Annotated in this window: 13 protein-coding genes; 6 read left to right on the plus strand and 7 right to left on the minus strand. The window is 32.3% G+C overall.

Annotated elements, in window-relative coordinates; translation table 11 throughout:
* Positions 1-42 precede the first annotated feature (42 nt).
* Genes SJY34_RS10290 through SJY34_RS10305 form a run of 4 tightly spaced genes read right to left on the minus strand, consistent with a single transcriptional unit; the run spans position 43 to position 4618 of the window.
* Positions 43-1056 (minus strand): carboxypeptidase-like regulatory domain-containing protein, encoded by a 1014-nt coding sequence (locus SJY34_RS10290; RefSeq protein WP_400075348.1) that lies wholly within the window; start codon positions 1054-1056, stop codon positions 43-45.
* On the minus strand, positions 1046-2872 hold the full coding sequence (locus SJY34_RS10295) for a GNAT family N-acyltransferase (protein WP_400075350.1): 1827 nt from the start codon (positions 2870-2872) through the stop codon (positions 1046-1048). The genes SJY34_RS10290 and SJY34_RS10295 overlap by 11 nt, the downstream gene beginning before the upstream one ends.
* 19 nt (positions 2873-2891) lie before the next feature.
* Complete coding sequence (locus SJY34_RS10300; protein WP_400075352.1) at positions 2892-4142, minus strand: aspartate kinase; 1251 nt, start codon at positions 4140-4142, stop codon at positions 2892-2894.
* Entirely contained in the window at positions 4142-4618 is a 477-nt protein-coding gene (locus SJY34_RS10305; protein WP_400075354.1) for a GNAT family N-acetyltransferase, read from the minus strand. Before SJY34_RS10305 ends, SJY34_RS10300 begins: the two co-directional genes overlap by 1 nt.
* A gap of 127 nt (positions 4619-4745) precedes the next feature.
* Here SJY34_RS10305 and fbp point away from each other — a divergent pair, with 127 nt between their 5' ends.
* A complete protein-coding gene (gene fbp, locus SJY34_RS10310) occupies positions 4746-5762 on the plus strand; it encodes a class 1 fructose-bisphosphatase (protein WP_400075356.1) in 1017 nt (338 codons plus the stop codon).
* Between the two features lie 76 nt (positions 5763-5838).
* On the opposite strand, the gene SJY34_RS10315 is transcribed toward fbp, so the two are convergent.
* Positions 5839-6270: a TerB family tellurite resistance protein gene (locus SJY34_RS10315; protein ID WP_400075357.1), complete on the minus strand. Its 432-nt coding sequence runs from the start codon at positions 6268-6270 to the stop codon at positions 5839-5841.
* A 238-nt stretch (positions 6271-6508) separates the two neighbouring features.
* Between SJY34_RS10315 and mfd the strand changes: the two genes are divergently transcribed.
* Genes mfd through SJY34_RS10330 form a run of 3 tightly spaced genes read left to right on the plus strand, consistent with a single transcriptional unit; the run spans position 6509 to position 12049 of the window.
* Complete coding sequence (gene mfd / locus SJY34_RS10320; protein WP_400075359.1) at positions 6509-9841, plus strand: transcription-repair coupling factor; 3333 nt, start codon at positions 6509-6511, stop codon at positions 9839-9841.
* A complete protein-coding gene (locus SJY34_RS10325) occupies positions 9838-10701 on the plus strand; it encodes a DMT family transporter (RefSeq protein ID WP_400075361.1) in 864 nt (287 codons plus the stop codon). Before mfd ends, SJY34_RS10325 begins: the two co-directional genes overlap by 4 nt.
* Before the next feature lie 46 nt (positions 10702-10747).
* Positions 10748-12049, plus strand: a complete 1302-nt coding sequence (locus SJY34_RS10330; protein WP_400075363.1) for a TlpA family protein disulfide reductase — start codon at positions 10748-10750, stop codon at positions 12047-12049.
* Between the two features lie 66 nt (positions 12050-12115).
* Here SJY34_RS10330 and SJY34_RS10335 read toward each other — a convergent pair whose 3' ends face one another.
* On the minus strand, positions 12116-13057 hold the full coding sequence (locus SJY34_RS10335; RefSeq protein WP_400075364.1) for a nicotinic acid mononucleotide adenyltransferase: 942 nt from the start codon (positions 13055-13057) through the stop codon (positions 12116-12118).
* 198 nt (positions 13058-13255) lie between these two features.
* Between SJY34_RS10335 and SJY34_RS10340 the strand changes: the two genes are divergently transcribed.
* Complete coding sequence (locus SJY34_RS10340; protein ID WP_400075366.1) at positions 13256-14257, plus strand: NAD(P)H-dependent glycerol-3-phosphate dehydrogenase; 1002 nt, start codon at positions 13256-13258, stop codon at positions 14255-14257.
* 22 nt (positions 14258-14279) lie between these two features.
* Here the strand turns inward: SJY34_RS10340 and SJY34_RS10345 are convergent, their stop codons facing one another.
* Complete coding sequence (locus SJY34_RS10345) at positions 14280-14675, minus strand: hypothetical protein (RefSeq protein ID WP_400075368.1); 396 nt, start codon at positions 14673-14675, stop codon at positions 14280-14282.
* Between the two features lie 93 nt (positions 14676-14768).
* Here SJY34_RS10345 and SJY34_RS10350 point away from each other — a divergent pair, with 93 nt between their 5' ends.
* Positions 14769-16124, plus strand: coding sequence for a carboxypeptidase-like regulatory domain-containing protein (locus SJY34_RS10350; protein ID WP_400075370.1), 1356 nt, complete (start codon positions 14769-14771; stop codon positions 16122-16124).
* The last annotated feature ends 1 nt before the right edge of the window (position 16125 follow it).

Below are 16125 nucleotides of genomic sequence, written 5' to 3' on the forward strand. Positions count from 1 at the left end.
TTATAAAAAAACCAGAATCATAAAATTCTGGTTTTTTTAGGATTAATTATCAAGTCCATAATCTAACGGCAACGAATCACCTACACGTTGACTTCCCATAATACCGCTAAAATACACACCAGTTATTGGAGTGTAATTACCATATACATCCACAAAAAATTCGTCAACCTTTATTTGAAGTTCAGATTGTAATTCTTTGTTATATAGTATGGTAACTTTATCCTTTAATTTCACCTTTTTTAAATCAGAATCAGCGATGTCTTCAATAGTAAAATAAGACCACTCTTCTACTCTGAGTTTGCCATAATAAATCCAGTAACCTTCATCTCTCAAGTTTTTATTATAAAGCGAACGCATAAAGCGTTGAACAGAAAATTCATAAGCAGTTTCCCTATTCTTAAAAGTCTTCTTTTTTTCAGAATTTTTTAAATCCTTATAAAATGAAGTGCCGTGAAAGGCTACTGTATTTACTGTAAACGTACTGGTTTTAATCTCAACATAACGAAATTCAACTTCAAAATCTATAATGTCAAAAGCGATTTCATATTGCAATGCTTTATTCTCTACTCGTACTGGAGATTTTGCACTTGCATACAAAGATTTGTTTCCTTTATCATATCTTAATATTAAATCATCTTCATTCAATATTTTGCAGGATTTACCAAACTTAGAAGTACCCAAAAATTCTCTTCTAAATAGACGTAATTTTTGTCTTCTGGTTAGACCATCGTCATATTCTATATAAACCTCATCTAAAGCATTATTAGCTTCAACAAGTTCTATAGTGACATTATTCTGAAATCTATAATTAGATATTAATACCTTTTCGTAACCTAAATAAGAAATAACTAATGTTGATTGAACCGCATCACTATAGGTGATCGAAAACTCCCCATTTTCATTGGTAGTGGTTCCAATTGTTGTGTTATCAAAATAGACGGAAGCCGTTTCTATAGGTTGCTGGGTAATTTTATCAATCACCTTGCCTGAAAAAGTTTGTGCGAAACAAAAAAATGGGAATAAAAAAGCAAGTAAACAAATTTTACTATTCTCCATTTTCCATAAACTTACGCTCCAATTCTGCTTGAAATTCTTCCATTACAGGTCTAACGGTGCTCTCTGGTAAGTCTGCAATTTTAATATACATTAAGCCATCGACTGCGTTATTAAACAAGGGGTCTACATTAAATGCTACGAGTTTAGCATTCTGTTTAATATATTTTTTGAGTAATACAGGGAGTCTCAGTGCTCCAGGTTCTACTTCGTCAATAATTTTATCAAATTTATTTAAATCGGCTTCGGTTTCATCAAAGACAAATTCTTTGTCTGCATCTTTCAGTTTTACTTTAAATTCTTTTTTAGGATGCACATATTGCGCCACGTAAGGATCATAGTAATGTGACTTCATGAATTCAATCATTAAACTCTTAGAAAAATTTGAAAACTGATTACTTATGCTTACTCCGCCAATTAAAAATTTATGTTCTGGATGACGCAATGTAGTGTGTACAATACCTTTCCAGAGTAAAAATAAAGGCATTGGTTTTTGTTGATATTCCTTAATAATAAATGCTCTGCCCATTTCAATGGACTGACTCATCATTTTGTAAAGCTCTGGCTCAAACCTAAACAGATCTTGTAAATAGAACCCATCGATACCATGCCGTTCAAAAATTTGAGAACCTAAACCCATTCTATAAGCTCCAGCAATAACGTTGGCTTCATTATCCCATAAAAACATATGATGATAATACGTGTCAAAAGTATCTAAGTCTATAGCTTCATTGGTACCTTCTCCTACTTCTCTAAACGTAATTTCTCTGAGTCTTCCTATTTCTCTTAAAATATTAGGCATATCTCTAGCTTCAGCCAAATAAACTTCGTAATTCTTACTTGTTAAAAGTCTACAATCTTTGACTTTTAAAGCCTCTATCTCCTTCATCATAACTTTAGCATCGATAGGCGTAACAATTCGTTTTGGAGGCTTTGGTACTTTTAATTGAGATTGAAGATTGTCTAAAATTTTTGGTTTGTCCTCAAATGTTTTAGACAACATATAGGTTTTTCGTCTTAAAAAATCTGAAAAATCAGGAAGGCTTTCATGCTCATTTTGATCTTTTACAGAAATTGGTCGTCCTATTCTTACTTTAATGGTTCTACGCTTCTGAGTCAGCAGTTCCGAAGGTAACTTTGCAGTTCTTAGTGTATCGCTAATTTTTGAAAGTCGATAAAACAATCGACTATTCTTTGCGTGAAAATATATGGGTACAACAGGTACATTTGCTTTCTGAATTAACTTCATCGCAGCCTCTTCCCATTGTTTATCTACAACTAACTTACCATCTTTATAAGTGGAAACTTCACCTGCTGGAAAAACGCCTAGTGGATGACCATTTCGTAAATGCATAATCGCATTTTTAAAACCTGTTATGCTGCTTTTTACATCCTTTCTGTCTTCAAAAGGATTTACTGGCATTATATAAGGCTTGAGTGGTTCTATTCTGTGTAATAAGAAGTTGGCTATAATTTTAAAATCGCTACGCTGTTCTATCATTAACTTTAACAATAAAATACCGTCGATGCCACCTAGTGGATGATTAGAAATGGTAATATAAGGGCCCTCTTTAGGTAGACGTTTCATATCTTCTTCAGGAATTTCGAACTTAATCTGAAATTCATCTAAAATACCATCCAAAAACTCAAGTTCACTAAGATGCTTGTTGCGATTGTATATTCTATTTAAGGTTGAAATTTTTAATACTTTCATCAATAGCCAACCAAAAAAAGTTCCCAGAAAACCGTATTTGTCTGCATGGATTGCTTTCGCAACTTCTTTAGCTGTAACTAATCCCGTATTAGACGATTTCCCCATAAAACAAATGTAGTAAATGTTATTTAGTTACTATTTGAACCGTTCCTTGTGTTAACTGCTTCAACAATACGGTTTTATCTTTTTCGAGTTCTTTTACTGCAGCATCGTTATAATGTCTTATAGTATAAAGACTTACATTTTTGTGAGATGTTACTTTAAATTTTGCTTTTAAATGTTGAAGTAATTTTTCAAGATTATCATACAAATTATCTATACATACTGAAAAGCTAATTGCTGAATTCTGAATAACATCAACCTTCATCTTATATAAATGTAGTAAACTGAAAATTTCACTGATATTCTCTTCCATAATGTATGAAAAATCTAATGATGACAATGAAATTAAAATCTGATTTTTCTTCACTATAAAACATGGAATTTCTGGTTCTAAAGCTTTTCCTTTACTAACACAAGTACCAGCTGCTTTAGGATTTAAAAATGACTTTACGTACAAAGGGATTTCCTTTTGTTGTAATGGCTGCAATGTTTTTGGGTGAATTACAGAAGCCCCATAAAATGCCAACTCTATAGCTTCTCTGTAAGATATTTGATGTAATAGCTGAGCATTTTCAAAATAACGTGGATCTGCATTGAGTACACCAGGTACATCTTTCCATATAGTAACACTATTTGCGTTTAAACAATAAGCAAAAATAGCCGCGGTATAATCACTACCTTCTCTACCAAGAGTTGTAGTAAAGTTATTGGCATCACTTCCTAAAAACCCTTGAGTAATATTGAGAATAGATGTGTTGAAGTTTGAAGAAATATGTTCTTGCGTTTGTTCCCAATTCACATTAGATCGTCTGTAATAATTATCCGTTTTTATAAATTCTCTTACATCAATCCAATTATTTTTTACTCCAATTTCATTAAGATAATGACTAATAATTGTGGTTGAAATTAATTCACCAAAGCCAATAGTTTGATCGTAGACATAGTTATAGTCTGGAGATTTATTGGTTTTAAAGAATATGTTTAGCTCATCAAAAAGTGCTTTTACAGAAGTGAATACATTATGACGTTCATTATCAAATAAATCTAAAAGGATTTCATTATGGTACTTAATAACTTCATGAATTGAGCTCTGTAATTCAGATTTACTTTCAAAATAGTTTTTAATGACCAATTCCATAGCATTGGTTGTTTTACCCATTGCTGATACCACAACCAAAGTATTGTCATAGCCTGCAGTTTTTAGAACCATTGCTAAATTTTTTACACCCTCGGAATCTTTAACAGATGCACCACCAAACTTATAAACGCGCATTATAATTGCTTTAAATAGTTTTCAATTCCTTTTTCATCGAGTTGTACGACGTCCCAATCTCTCATTACATTTGCACCCTTACTTTCGTAAAACTTTATGGCAGGCTCATTCCAATCCAATACTTCCCAACTTATTCTTTTAACTCCTATTTTCTTTCCATATTTTACTACAGCATCTAATAGTTGAGTTCCTATACCTTTTCCTCTAAATTTTTCATTAACAATTAGATCTTCTAGGTGTAGTACGATGCCTTTCCATGTGGAATATCTTGGGTAAACCAGTGCTATGCCTTCAACGACATTGTCAATTTCTAATACAAAACAGGTAAACTTTGGATTGCTATTAAAACCGTCTCTCTCTAAATCAGAAAGTGTCACTTCTACAGCATCTGGTTCTTTCTCAAATACAGCCAATTGATTAATGAGTTCTAAAACTCTTGGCATATCTTGCTTGGTTGCTATTCTTGGATTGATCATTGTTGTTTTAAAAAAGAACTCAAATATAATCTAAAGTGAGTTTAAATAACAAGTTATTTACAATACGAAAACGTTTTAAGTTATTAAAAAATGCGATATTTGTGACAATTAATCAATAAACTACTTAATGGCTAATTCTAATCTCAACCAAACACTAGGTGAATTTATAATTGAAAACCAACATGCATTTAAATATACCTCTGGTGAACTCTCTAGGCTTATAAATTCTATCCGTTTAGCTGCTAAAGTAGTGAACCACGAAGTTAATAAAGCAGGACTTGTAGATATTATTGGTAATGCAGGAGATACCAATATACAAGGTGAAGACCAGCAAAAGTTAGATGTTTATGCTAACGATAAGTTCATACAAACCATGACCAAACGAAATATTGTTTGCGGTATTGCAAGTGAGGAAGAGGACGATTTTATTGCGATTAACAGTCAAGATGAAAACAACCAAAACAAATATGTAGTTTTAATTGATCCTCTAGATGGGTCTTCTAATATAGATGTTAATGTCTCTGTCGGAACCATTTTCTCTGTTTTTAGACGTGTGACTCCTGTAGGAACTCCTGTAACTATTGATGATTTTTTACAAAAAGGGAACCAACAAGTTGCAGCAGGTTATGTAGTTTATGGAACTTCAACAATGTTAGTATACACCACTGGAGATGGTGTAAACGGTTTTACTTTAAATCCTGCTATCGGAACTTTCTATTTATCGCATCCTAATATGGAATTTCCAGAAGACGGAAATATATATTCCGTAAATGAAGGTAATTACATTCACTTTCCTCGAGGTATAAAAGATTACATTAAGTATTGCCAAATGGAGGAAGACAACAGGCCTTATACCTCGCGTTATATTGGTTCTTTAGTATCCGATTTTCATAGAAATATGATTAAAGGTGGGATTTACATGTATCCTAAAAGTTCCAAAGCTAGTAATGGGAAACTTCGTTTATTGTACGAATGTAGTCCTATGGCATTTTTAGCGGAGCAAGCTAATGGAAAAGCGAGTGATGGTTTTACACGAATAATGGATATACAACCAACTGAATTGCACGAGCGTGTACCATTTATTTGTGGAAGTAAAAATATGGTGGAAAAAGCTGAAGAATTTATGCGTAACGCTGAGAAATAATTCACAAACTTATTAAAAGTAAAAAGCAACCTTAATTAAGGTTGCTTTTTACTTTTAATAAGTTTTGTAATGCGAATTATTGATTCATGTTTTTTATACCGTACTGAAACTCTTCGAGACTGGCTTCATTTTTCACCAGCTCTAAAGCTTTATCAGATATGTATTTGACATTTACAGCATGAAACCCTAATGCCACACAGAACTTGTGCAAGAGTTTTTCTTGGGCATCATCTCTAACACCATCAGCCCAAACCATTCTGGTTAAATCAAACAAACGCTCTAAGCGGCTATCGTATGATACAGGAGGATTAATTGGGTGTGACCCATGATCTTTTAAAATGGCTTTATAATCGGTTTCGGTAACATCTAGATTTCTTGCTAAACGATCTATAAATTCTTTTTCAGAATCTGTTATAACACCATCACTCATCGCTACGCGAACAATCGCAGCAAAATGATCAGTATTTCGTTTTCTAAATCCACTATCGTATAAATCTGAAATTGACATATATTTTATTTTTAATGTAGATGCAAATATAATTCTAATAAAAGATTATTTCAATTAATAACACTTCAAAAATTTTATATTTTTTCAATAAAAATCTCAGTATTGCACTACTTAGTATATTACGAAATCTAGCTTCAATCCAAGAATCACTTCGTTAGTCAATAAATTTTATTCATTTGATTTTTTCAATATTCAAATAAATAAAATCATGTACTTTTGCACCTTCAAACAAAGCAACTTGAGTAAAGCCTTAATTGCCCAAACCTATTTACGGACTTTGCAACTGCAAAATCTGCAAAATACTATTGCCAAAAGTGAAGGAAAAACACATCTAAAAGGCCTTGTAGGCTCTTCTTTTTCTGTTGTTATTTCTGAAGCTTTTAAAACTAGCGACAAGCCATTTTTAGTAGTTTTTGACGATAAAGAAGAAGCGGCATACTACCTTAACGATTTAGAACAACTCATTAATGATAAAGACGTACTCTTCTACCCAGGAAGCTATAGAAGGCCTTATCAAATTGAAGAAACTAATAATGCCAATGTACTTTTGCGAGCAGAGGTTTTAAACCGAATTAATTCGCGTAAAAAGCCATGTATAATTGTTACTTATCCTGATGCACTTTTTGAAAAAGTAGTCACAAAGAAAGAACTTGAAAAAAATACATTAAAAATTTCTGTTGGTAACGAGTTGAGTATCGATTTTGTAAACGAAGTATTGTTTGAATATAAATTTAAACGTGTCGATTTTGTTACTGAGCCTGGCGAGTTTTCTGTTAGAGGTGGAATAATAGATGTGTTTTCATTCTCACACGATGAGCCTTATCGTATTGAGTTTTTTGGAGACGAAGTAGATAGTATTAGAACCTTTGATGTAGAAACTCAATTGTCTACAGAACGAATAAAAAAAGTAAGCATTATTCCAAATGTTGCTAATAAACTTATTGCAGAGCAACGCGAAAGTTTCTTAAAATACATTTCTAACAAAACAGTAATATTTTCTAAAAATGCATCACTAACCTTTTCGAGAATAGATGAATTTTATACTAAAGCAGAAGAGACTTTTAAAAGCTTAACTTCTGATGTAAAGCATGCATCGCCTAGTGAACTCTTTTGTAATTCAGAAGTACTAAAACGTCAGTTTTTAGAATATAACTTGGTTGAGTTTGGTACTTCAACTACGCTCAGCAACCAAACGATTCAATTCAGTACAAAACCGCAACCTTCTTTTAATAAACAATTCAATCTATTAATTGAAGACTTAAATGAAAATCATAGCAACGGCATTACCAATTATATCGCATGTGTAAGCGAACAACAAGCAAAACGTTTTCATGATATCTTTGAAGATGTAGAGCAAGAAGTTCATTATAAAACTATTGTACTTTCTCTTTACCAAGGATTTATAGATTCTGAACATAAAATTGCCATTTACACAGATCATCAAATCTTTGATCGTTACCATAAATTTCATCTCAAAAATGGCTACGCCAAAAAGCAAGCCATTACTTTAAAAGAATTGACTAATCTTGAGATTGGAGACTATGTTACTCACATTGATCATGGTATTGGCAGATTTGGAGGTCTTCAAAAAATAGATGTAGAAGGTAAAAAGCAAGAAGCCATAAAATTGGTTTATGGTGAACGAGACGTTCTGTATTTAAGTATTCATTCGCTTCATAAGATTACTAAGTTTAATGGCAAAGATGGAAAACCTCCTAAAGTATATAAATTAGGAAGCAAAGCATGGAAAACCCTTAAACAAAAAACGAAATCTAGAGTTAAGGAAATCGCTTTTAACCTTATAAAACTTTATGCAAAACGGAAGCTAAAAAAAGGGTTTCAGTACGCTCCAGATAGCCATATGCAATTAGAGTTAGAAGCGTCTTTCGTATATGAGGATACGCCAGATCAAATCTCTTCAACTGCAGACATAAAAGCAGATATGGAAAGTGAACGACCAATGGATCGTTTGGTTTGTGGTGATGTTGGGTTTGGTAAAACTGAAGTTGCCATAAGAGCTGCTTTTAAAGCTGTAGATAATGGGAAGCAAGTGGCTGTTTTAGTACCAACCACTATTTTGGCTTATCAGCATTCAAGAACCTTTAAAGAACGTTTAAAAGATTTTCCTGTTACTGTTGATTATGTGAATCGTTTTAGAACTGCTAAGGAAAAACGAGAAACCTTAGAAGGTCTAGAAAAAGGAAGTGTAGATATTATTATTGGCACACATCAACTAGCTAACAAAAATGTAAAGTTTAAAGATTTAGGATTGCTTATTGTTGATGAAGAACAAAAATTTGGTGTTGCTGTAAAAGAACGACTTAAAACCATAAAAGAGAATGTTGATGTGCTGACATTAACGGCAACTCCAATTCCAAGAACGCTTCAATTTAGCTTAATGGCTGCTAGAGATTTGTCTGTTATTACAACAGCTCCTCCAAATAGATATCCTATAGAAAGTCATGTGATTCGTTTTAATGAGGAAACAATCAGAGATGCTGTGAGTTATGAAATTCAACGTGGCGGACAAGTGTTCTTTATTCATAACCGTATTGAAAATATCAAAGAAGTTGCTGGCATGATCCAGCGTTTGGTGCCTGATGCTAAAATTGGTATTGGTCATGGACAACTCGATGGTAAAAAATTAGAACAATTGATGCTTGCTTTTATGAATGGTGAATTTGATGTTTTAGTAAGTACAACAATTGTAGAAAGCGGATTGGATGTACCAAATGCGAATACTATTTTCATTAACAATGCTAATAATTTTGGATTAAGTGACTTACACCAAATGCGAGGTCGTGTAGGTCGAAGCAACAAAAAGGCCTTCTGTTATTTTATAACTCCAGAATACTCTGCAATGACTACAGATGCTCGTAAACGTATCACCGCATTAGAACAATTTACGGAACTAGGTAGTGGTTTTAATATTGCCATGAAAGATCTTGAGATTAGAGGAGCTGGTGACTTGTTAGGTGGCGAGCAAAGTGGATTTATTAATGATATAGGATTTGATACGTATCAAAAAATATTAAACGAAGCTATTGAAGAACTCAAAGAATCTGAATTTGCCGATTTATACAAAGATGATGGTAAGCCAAAACAGTATGTAAAGGATATTACTATCGATACCGATTTTGAATTGCTTTTCCCAGATGATTACGTTAATAATATTACAGAACGCTTAAATCTCTATACCAAACTCAATGAAATAAAAACTGAAGAAGCGTTAGACAAATTTGAATCTGAAATTATTGACCGATTTGGAGAGTTACCAACTCAAGTTTCAGATTTATTAGATAGTGTACGTCTAAAATGGATTGCCACAAAAATGGGACTCGAAAAACTCATAATGAAAAAAGGAAAACTCGTAGGTTATTTTATCAATGACCAACAAAGTGCTTTTTATCAAAGTGATGATTTTTCTAAAGTTTTACAGTTTGTACAAATGAATGCAAATAAATGTAAAATGAAAGAGAAACAAACGCGCAAAGGATTGCGTTTACTTATTACATTCGAAAATATAAAATCTACAAAACAAGCACTTGAGGCTTTATCTGATATTAAATGAACGAAAAAAGCCATTTAAATCACCTTTTGTTGCTTACTGCAGCAACTTTATTCATTAGTACTTCTGGTGCATTGGGCAAATTTATAGCCATGCCTACACCAGTAATTATTTGGTGGCGCGCAGCTTTAGCAGCAATCTTTCTATTGGTTTTTTGTCTTTATAAAGGCATTAATCTAAAAATAAATAACGCTAATGACCGTTGGACATTTTTTATAGCTGCCGTATTAATGGGAGCGCATTGGATAACTTATTTCTACGCTTTAAAACTGTCTAATGTAGCCATTGGTATGCTTTCAATTTTTACATTTCCTGTGATGATCGCACTTTTAGAGCCACTATTTTCCAAAACTAAATTCGATCCTATTCATATTGTTTTAGGGTTAATGGTACTTCTTGGAATCTATATTTTAGCACCAGACTTTGATTTAGGAAGTAGCCATTTGCAGGGTATTCTATTCGGTTTACTTTCGGCATTATGTTATGCACTAAGAATTCTAATTTTAAAAGGGCAAGTTGCTAACTATAACGGAACAATGCTTATGTTTTATCAAGTTGTCATAATAACTGTTTTGTTGACTCCAATACTATTTTTCTTGGATACCTCTAATATTACAACACAATATCCTTACGTCATTTTATTGGCGCTTTTGACTACAGCCATTGGACACACTATGTTTGTGAACAGCCTAAAATATTTTAAAGCAAGTACAGCAAGTATTATTGGAAGCGCTCAGCCTGTTTTCGGAATTATTATTGCCTATTTTTTCTTGAATGAAATACCAACAATACATACATTTGTGGGAGGGGCTTTAATATTAGCCACAGTTGTCATTGAAAGTATTAGATCTAAAACCAAATGATGGCTTAATTATTGAAGCCATTCAACAGATAAAAACTTAATATAAAATGAAGAAATTAGTATTCATATTACTCATATTACCTTTTCTAGGATTTTCACAAACAGTAAAAGGGACTTTTTCTCCTGCAGAAGATTATACATATGCTTTTTTATACCAAGCTACACCAGAAGGTGCTAACTATGTAAACAGAGGACAGCTAGATGCTTCAGGAAATTTTGAAATCGCGTTGGATTCAACCGTAACTCCTGGTGTCTATAAAATTGTTTATGCTATTCCTCCAGAGGAAAATAATTTTGATTTTATATATGATGGTAATGAGACTATCGCTTTTAATTTTAATTACGAAAAAGGTGTTGAATTTACGCAATCTGAAGAAAATAAGCTTTTGACATCTTATCTCAAAAGTATGGACATGGTTAATCAAACTATTAGTAATTACTATTCAAAAAATAAGACAGACGAGGAAGGTTTTAATTCTATTTTTAAGGTTTTAAAAGATACGCAATTGGCTTATGAAGAATCTGCAAATGGTAAGCTAGTTTCTGCTTTTATTATAGCGAACAGACCTTATATTCCCCCAAAATATGAAGACATCAGTACTTATTCAAAAAACTTAAAACAACATTACCTCAGCCATATAGATTTTAGTAATTACTTACTTCAAAGTTCTTCGTTTTTGGTAGATCGTGTAACTGGTTATGTCTTTAATATGGTTGAAAATCCTAGTGATGACGCATACAAAACGTATGTAGATGATGTTGCTGCTGCAATCAGTAATGACCACTTAACCATTAAAACAAGTCTCATAGAAATTTTGTGGCAACGCTTTGTAACATTAGAAAATCACGACTTGGCAAACTATATTACTGAGAAGTACTTATTAGATTTAGCTAACGCAACCAATAATAAAGTATTAGCAGAAACGATTACATCTTATAAAAACACCTCAATTGGTACCAAAACTCCAGATTTTGAAATCCCTTTAGAGGGAAAAAAATCTAGTTTGTATCAAATGGAAGGGGCAGAAAACTATCTCCTAATCTTTTGGAGTAGTGGATGCGGTCATTGCTTAGCAGAACTGCCAAAAGTAAGAGCGTTGGTTGCAGATAAACCCAACTTAAAAGTCATTGCTTATGGTTTAGAAGATGATAATGTAAAATGGACTGAAGAGATTAAAAACTATCCGAACTTTACACATGTAATTGGTTTAGGTAAATGGGAAAACCCGATCGTTAAAACCTATGGAATTGCTGCGACACCAATGTACTTTTTATTAAGTAGTTCTAAAATAATTATAGCCAAACCTTATGAGTATGAGGATTTGGAAGTTGTATTAAAAGATTTATAAAAAGAAAACGCTCAGTAAAACAAGTGTTTTATCTGAGCGTTTTGAAACTAAATAACCAACCAAAATTTAGCTTCGTTTATTTTCTCTTAGGTTTTCTACCTTTTTTGTTTTTTGCTTACGCTTTTTAGGTTTATCTACTTGCTTCGTGATTTTACCTTGCGTATCAGAACTTCTGTAATAAGGTATATAACCTTGTCCTGCAAATTCATATGTTGTACCAGAATCCGCGTGGAATAATTCTATCGTTCCATCATCTATAACGCTAAGTTCAAAGAACTCATTGTCAAAGAAATCATAATCTAATGTTAATGTTTTTAGGTACATGTTTCCTGCTACATCTCCGACGCCATAAACTCCTGTATAATCCCAATATATATTATCTGGATTGAATATATTTTCATCCTGAGAGCTTCTAAATGTAGAGTCATTTCCTCCTGATAAAAACTGCAAATAATTTTCATTATCAAACTCATTTAAGGCTCCTAACTCACTTGTATAAGTTTTCTCCCAAGCTTCATATTCTTGTAAGAAATAATGAATGTTATCGTAGAATACAAAATCATAATCAAAGTTCGATCTTTGGTAACCATCTAAAAAATAAGAGGTATCGTTAAACGGATTATATAATTCTATTGTGTTATTATCTATTTGATAGACATCAAAACTATCGAAGCCATCTATAATATGGTCTACATCTAGTATCATATCGTAAGCACTGTAATTACCTATTTGTACTCCATAACCATTTCCTTGGCTACCAATATCTACCAAATTATTGTTGGCATATAAACGACCGTTATCAAAAGATAATGTAAATGCAATCTGTAAGAATTGTGTTTCTCCAAAACCTTGGGTAGAATTAATATCTACATACCACAAATCGTACGAATGTAACAACTGATCTAAAGAAACTGCTGTGTTATCGTTAAAATTCGCTTCCTCTACATAACATGATGTAAATAATGTTGCACTAAGTGCAAATCCTAATAATAGTTTTAATGTCTTCATAATCTAACGGTTTTAAGGTTATTACTTTTATAGTTTCAAAACGCGTGCCAAAATGTATTTAATGTTTTACCTATAGTCTGGCTGAGCGCAGTCGAAGCCTTTTTTTCTTAGATAAATAAGCACTTCGACTGCATTCGATGTGACATAATAACCTCATATATTTTACGTATTTTTGAAATACATAATTGATTTAATTCTATGAGTGATACTACAAAATATGCTGTATTCGGAGCCGGAAGTTGGGCAACTGCAATCGTAAAAATGCTCTGCGAAAACTTAAATGAAGTCGGTTGGTACATGCGAAGTGTTTATGCCAAAGAGCATATTTTAAAAGAACAACATAATCCTAGTTATTTGAGTTCGGTTGAGTTTCATACTGAGCAATTAAAACTCAGTAACGACATTAATGAAATCGCTGAATGGGCAGATATCCTTATTTTTGCAATTCCTTCTGCTTTTATGCATTCTGAACTAGAAAAACTGACCGTCGATATTAGTAATAAAATTGTGATATCAGCAGTAAAAGGAATTATGCCAGAATCTGGAAAATTAGTTGGTGAACATTTCCATGATATTTATAATATTCCTTTCGAAAATATCGCTGTAATTGCTGGTCCTTGCCATGCAGAAGAAGTTGCTTTAGAACGCTTATCTTATCTCACTATCTCTTGTGCCGATGCAGAAAAAGCCCAAGCCATAGCAGATAACTTATCGAGTGATTATATAAAAACTAAAATTAGTGATGACATTATTGGTGTAGAATACGCTGTAATGCTTAAAAATATTTATGCAATTGCAGCCGGAATTGCACATGGTTTAGGTTATGGCGACAACTTTCAAAGCGTTTTAATGAGTAATTCTATTCGCGAAATGAAACGTTTTATTAAAAAAGTACATAAGATGAAACGCAACATTAATAACTCAGCTTATTTAGGCGATTTATTGGTAACAGGTTATTCTGTCTTCTCTCGTAACCGAATGTTTGGTAACATGATTGGTAAGGGTTATACTGTGAAATCTGCGCAGATGGAAATGAATATGATTGCAGAAGGCTATTATGCAACAAAAAGTGCTTTTTTACTCAATGAAAAGAATAATAAAAAAACGCGAATGCCCATTATTGATGCTGTTTACCAAATACTTTATGAAAATAAAAATCCTAAGAAAGTGTTTAAAAAATTGACGGATAAGTTGGATTAATTTTAGCTTCTGGCTATAATAGTTATTTCACCAAAACACCCTTCAATTGCATCAGAGGAACAGCCTGTAAAGCCTTTTCGTTAATCGTGTTTTTTCTAAACACATACGTTTTATCAAACATCTGATTGCCTTCAAAAAACGTAATCTTAAACGAATTATTCAGTTCTAAAACTTTCTCTTGTAGGTATTCAATCTTAGCATAGCTTCTTGCAGGTAATTTTGAAATGGTATGACGCATTGGTGGTGTCATTTTTTTATCTGTATAACCTTGAGAAACAATCAAAACCGTTTCTAAATCTTTATCTGTATTATTGATGATATAAGCGTTCCAATCTTGTGTTTTGTATTCTATATGCTTTTCTTGCACAACCACGACATAAACGTCTTTTACTTCTGGTATATCAATATCTTTCTTCATGTTAACAAAACTAAAACATTAAGTTAAGATTTTGATGGTCTCATTAAAAAAGTCGACCTTAGATATGATGCTTTTTTTAAGCCATAATATTTTATGAAAAATATAGTCTTATTATTTCTTTTTGTGTCACAATTTGTCATTGCTCAAAGTATCTCTGGTAAAGTTATAGATTCAAAAACAAATAAACCAATCGAAAATGTGACTGTATATATTCAAAAAAATAAAAGCGGGACAACTTCAGATAATAATGGGGTATTTAAGCTTACACCAAGTTCTAAAGTTAATAAAAGAACTATCATACAGTTTTCGCGAATAGGTTATCAGACTAAAAAAATGACTATCGCGAAGTTCTACAGAATAAAAAATACAATTATTCTTTCAAAAAAACTCGAAGAGCTTAACGAGGTTGTTATTAATGCATCTGAAAAACTAAATGATGAAATAAAATTTAAAAAATTGGCTTCTCTAAAGTCTGGGGTTTATGCTTTTGACTCTCATCTAGTTGGTAACAAAATTTATGTGATTGCTGGTAATTCATCATACAAAGAAGATGCACCCAAAAAAGCACTTGTACAAGCAGGCCGAATGCAAATGCCTACATTCACCTGGTTTCTTAGAGAAGGCAGTAGAGATTTTAGTCTAGAATCTTACAGTGATTTACTACAGATATACGATATAGAAAAAAACATTTGGTCTATATCTAAAACTAAATTTAGAAAACGTACAAACCATAATGTTAATTCTTATGGAAATGACCTTTATGTTTTAGGAGGTAAACGTTTGTCAGATATTGGAAGGTATGAATACTTAGATGAAAAAATTGAGGTTTTAAAAATGGGATCAAATGAAATTATTATAGATAATACTAATCCTCATCAAGCAGCAAATTTTGCATCCATAACTTATAATGATAATATCATTGTTATGGGAGGTTCTATTAAACAAAAGAAGAACGGAAAAAAAGTATATTCTGATGCTTCGCATATTTATAATATTACTTCTGGAAGTTGGTACGAACTTCCAAAAATGAAAACTGCTAAAGAAACTCAAGGCGTTATTATAGGTAATAAAATTTACCTTATTGGTGGGTATGACGGTTCTAAATTAAACTCAATTGAGTCTTACGATTTAAAAAGTGGAAAGTGGAAAAGTGAAGGCAAATTATTTTACAAAATGGAAAGTCCGGCATTAACGACACATCAGCATATAATCTATATTTTTGATGAAGATAAATTGTTGACTTACAACACTATTACTAAAACTTTAAAAGGGTATGATATAGGTTTAAGTCTAAAAAGCCCTAAAATGCATTACCACCAAAACAAGCTTTATTTATTGGGTGGTTATACTTTTAATGAATATTCATCAACTGCATCTCCAGATCTTTATGTAATTGATACAGATGAATTTTCTAAGACAGCTCCTTTAAACACTAAGACAATTAATTAAA

The sequence above is a fragment of the Winogradskyella sp. R77965 genome (genome assembly GCF_044594915.1).
Classification (GTDB): Bacteria; Bacteroidota; Bacteroidia; order Flavobacteriales; family Flavobacteriaceae; genus Winogradskyella.

Bases quoted from the DNA above. Each gene is read 5' to 3' on its own strand.
- SJY34_RS10295 (WP_400075350.1), bottom strand. From the start codon at position 2,872: ATGGGGAAATCGTCTAATACGGGATTAGTTACAGCTAAAGAAGTTGCG.
- SJY34_RS10340 (WP_400075366.1), top strand. From the start codon at position 13,256: ATGAGTGATACTACAAAATATGCTGTATTCGGAGCCGGAAGTTGGGCA.
- SJY34_RS10325 (WP_400075361.1), top strand. From the start codon at position 9,838: ATGAACGAAAAAAGCCATTTAAATCACCTTTTGTTGCTTACTGCAGCA.
- SJY34_RS10305 (WP_400075354.1), bottom strand. From the start codon at position 4,618: ATGATCAATCCAAGAATAGCAACCAAGCAAGATATGCCAAGAGTTTTA.
- SJY34_RS10345 (WP_400075368.1), bottom strand. From the start codon at position 14,675: ATGAAGAAAGATATTGATATACCAGAAGTAAAAGACGTTTATGTCGTG.
- SJY34_RS10350 (WP_400075370.1), top strand. From the start codon at position 14,769: ATGAAAAATATAGTCTTATTATTTCTTTTTGTGTCACAATTTGTCATT.
- fbp (WP_400075356.1), top strand. From the start codon at position 4,746: ATGGCTAATTCTAATCTCAACCAAACACTAGGTGAATTTATAATTGAA.
- SJY34_RS10300 (WP_400075352.1), bottom strand. From the start codon at position 4,142: ATGCGCGTTTATAAGTTTGGTGGTGCATCTGTTAAAGATTCCGAGGGT.
- SJY34_RS10315 (WP_400075357.1), bottom strand. From the start codon at position 6,270: ATGTCAATTTCAGATTTATACGATAGTGGATTTAGAAAACGAAATACT.
- SJY34_RS10330 (WP_400075363.1), top strand. From the start codon at position 10,748: ATGAAGAAATTAGTATTCATATTACTCATATTACCTTTTCTAGGATTT.
- SJY34_RS10335 (WP_400075364.1), bottom strand. From the start codon at position 13,057: ATGAAGACATTAAAACTATTATTAGGATTTGCACTTAGTGCAACATTA.
- SJY34_RS10290 (WP_400075348.1), bottom strand. From the start codon at position 1,056: ATGGAGAATAGTAAAATTTGTTTACTTGCTTTTTTATTCCCATTTTTT.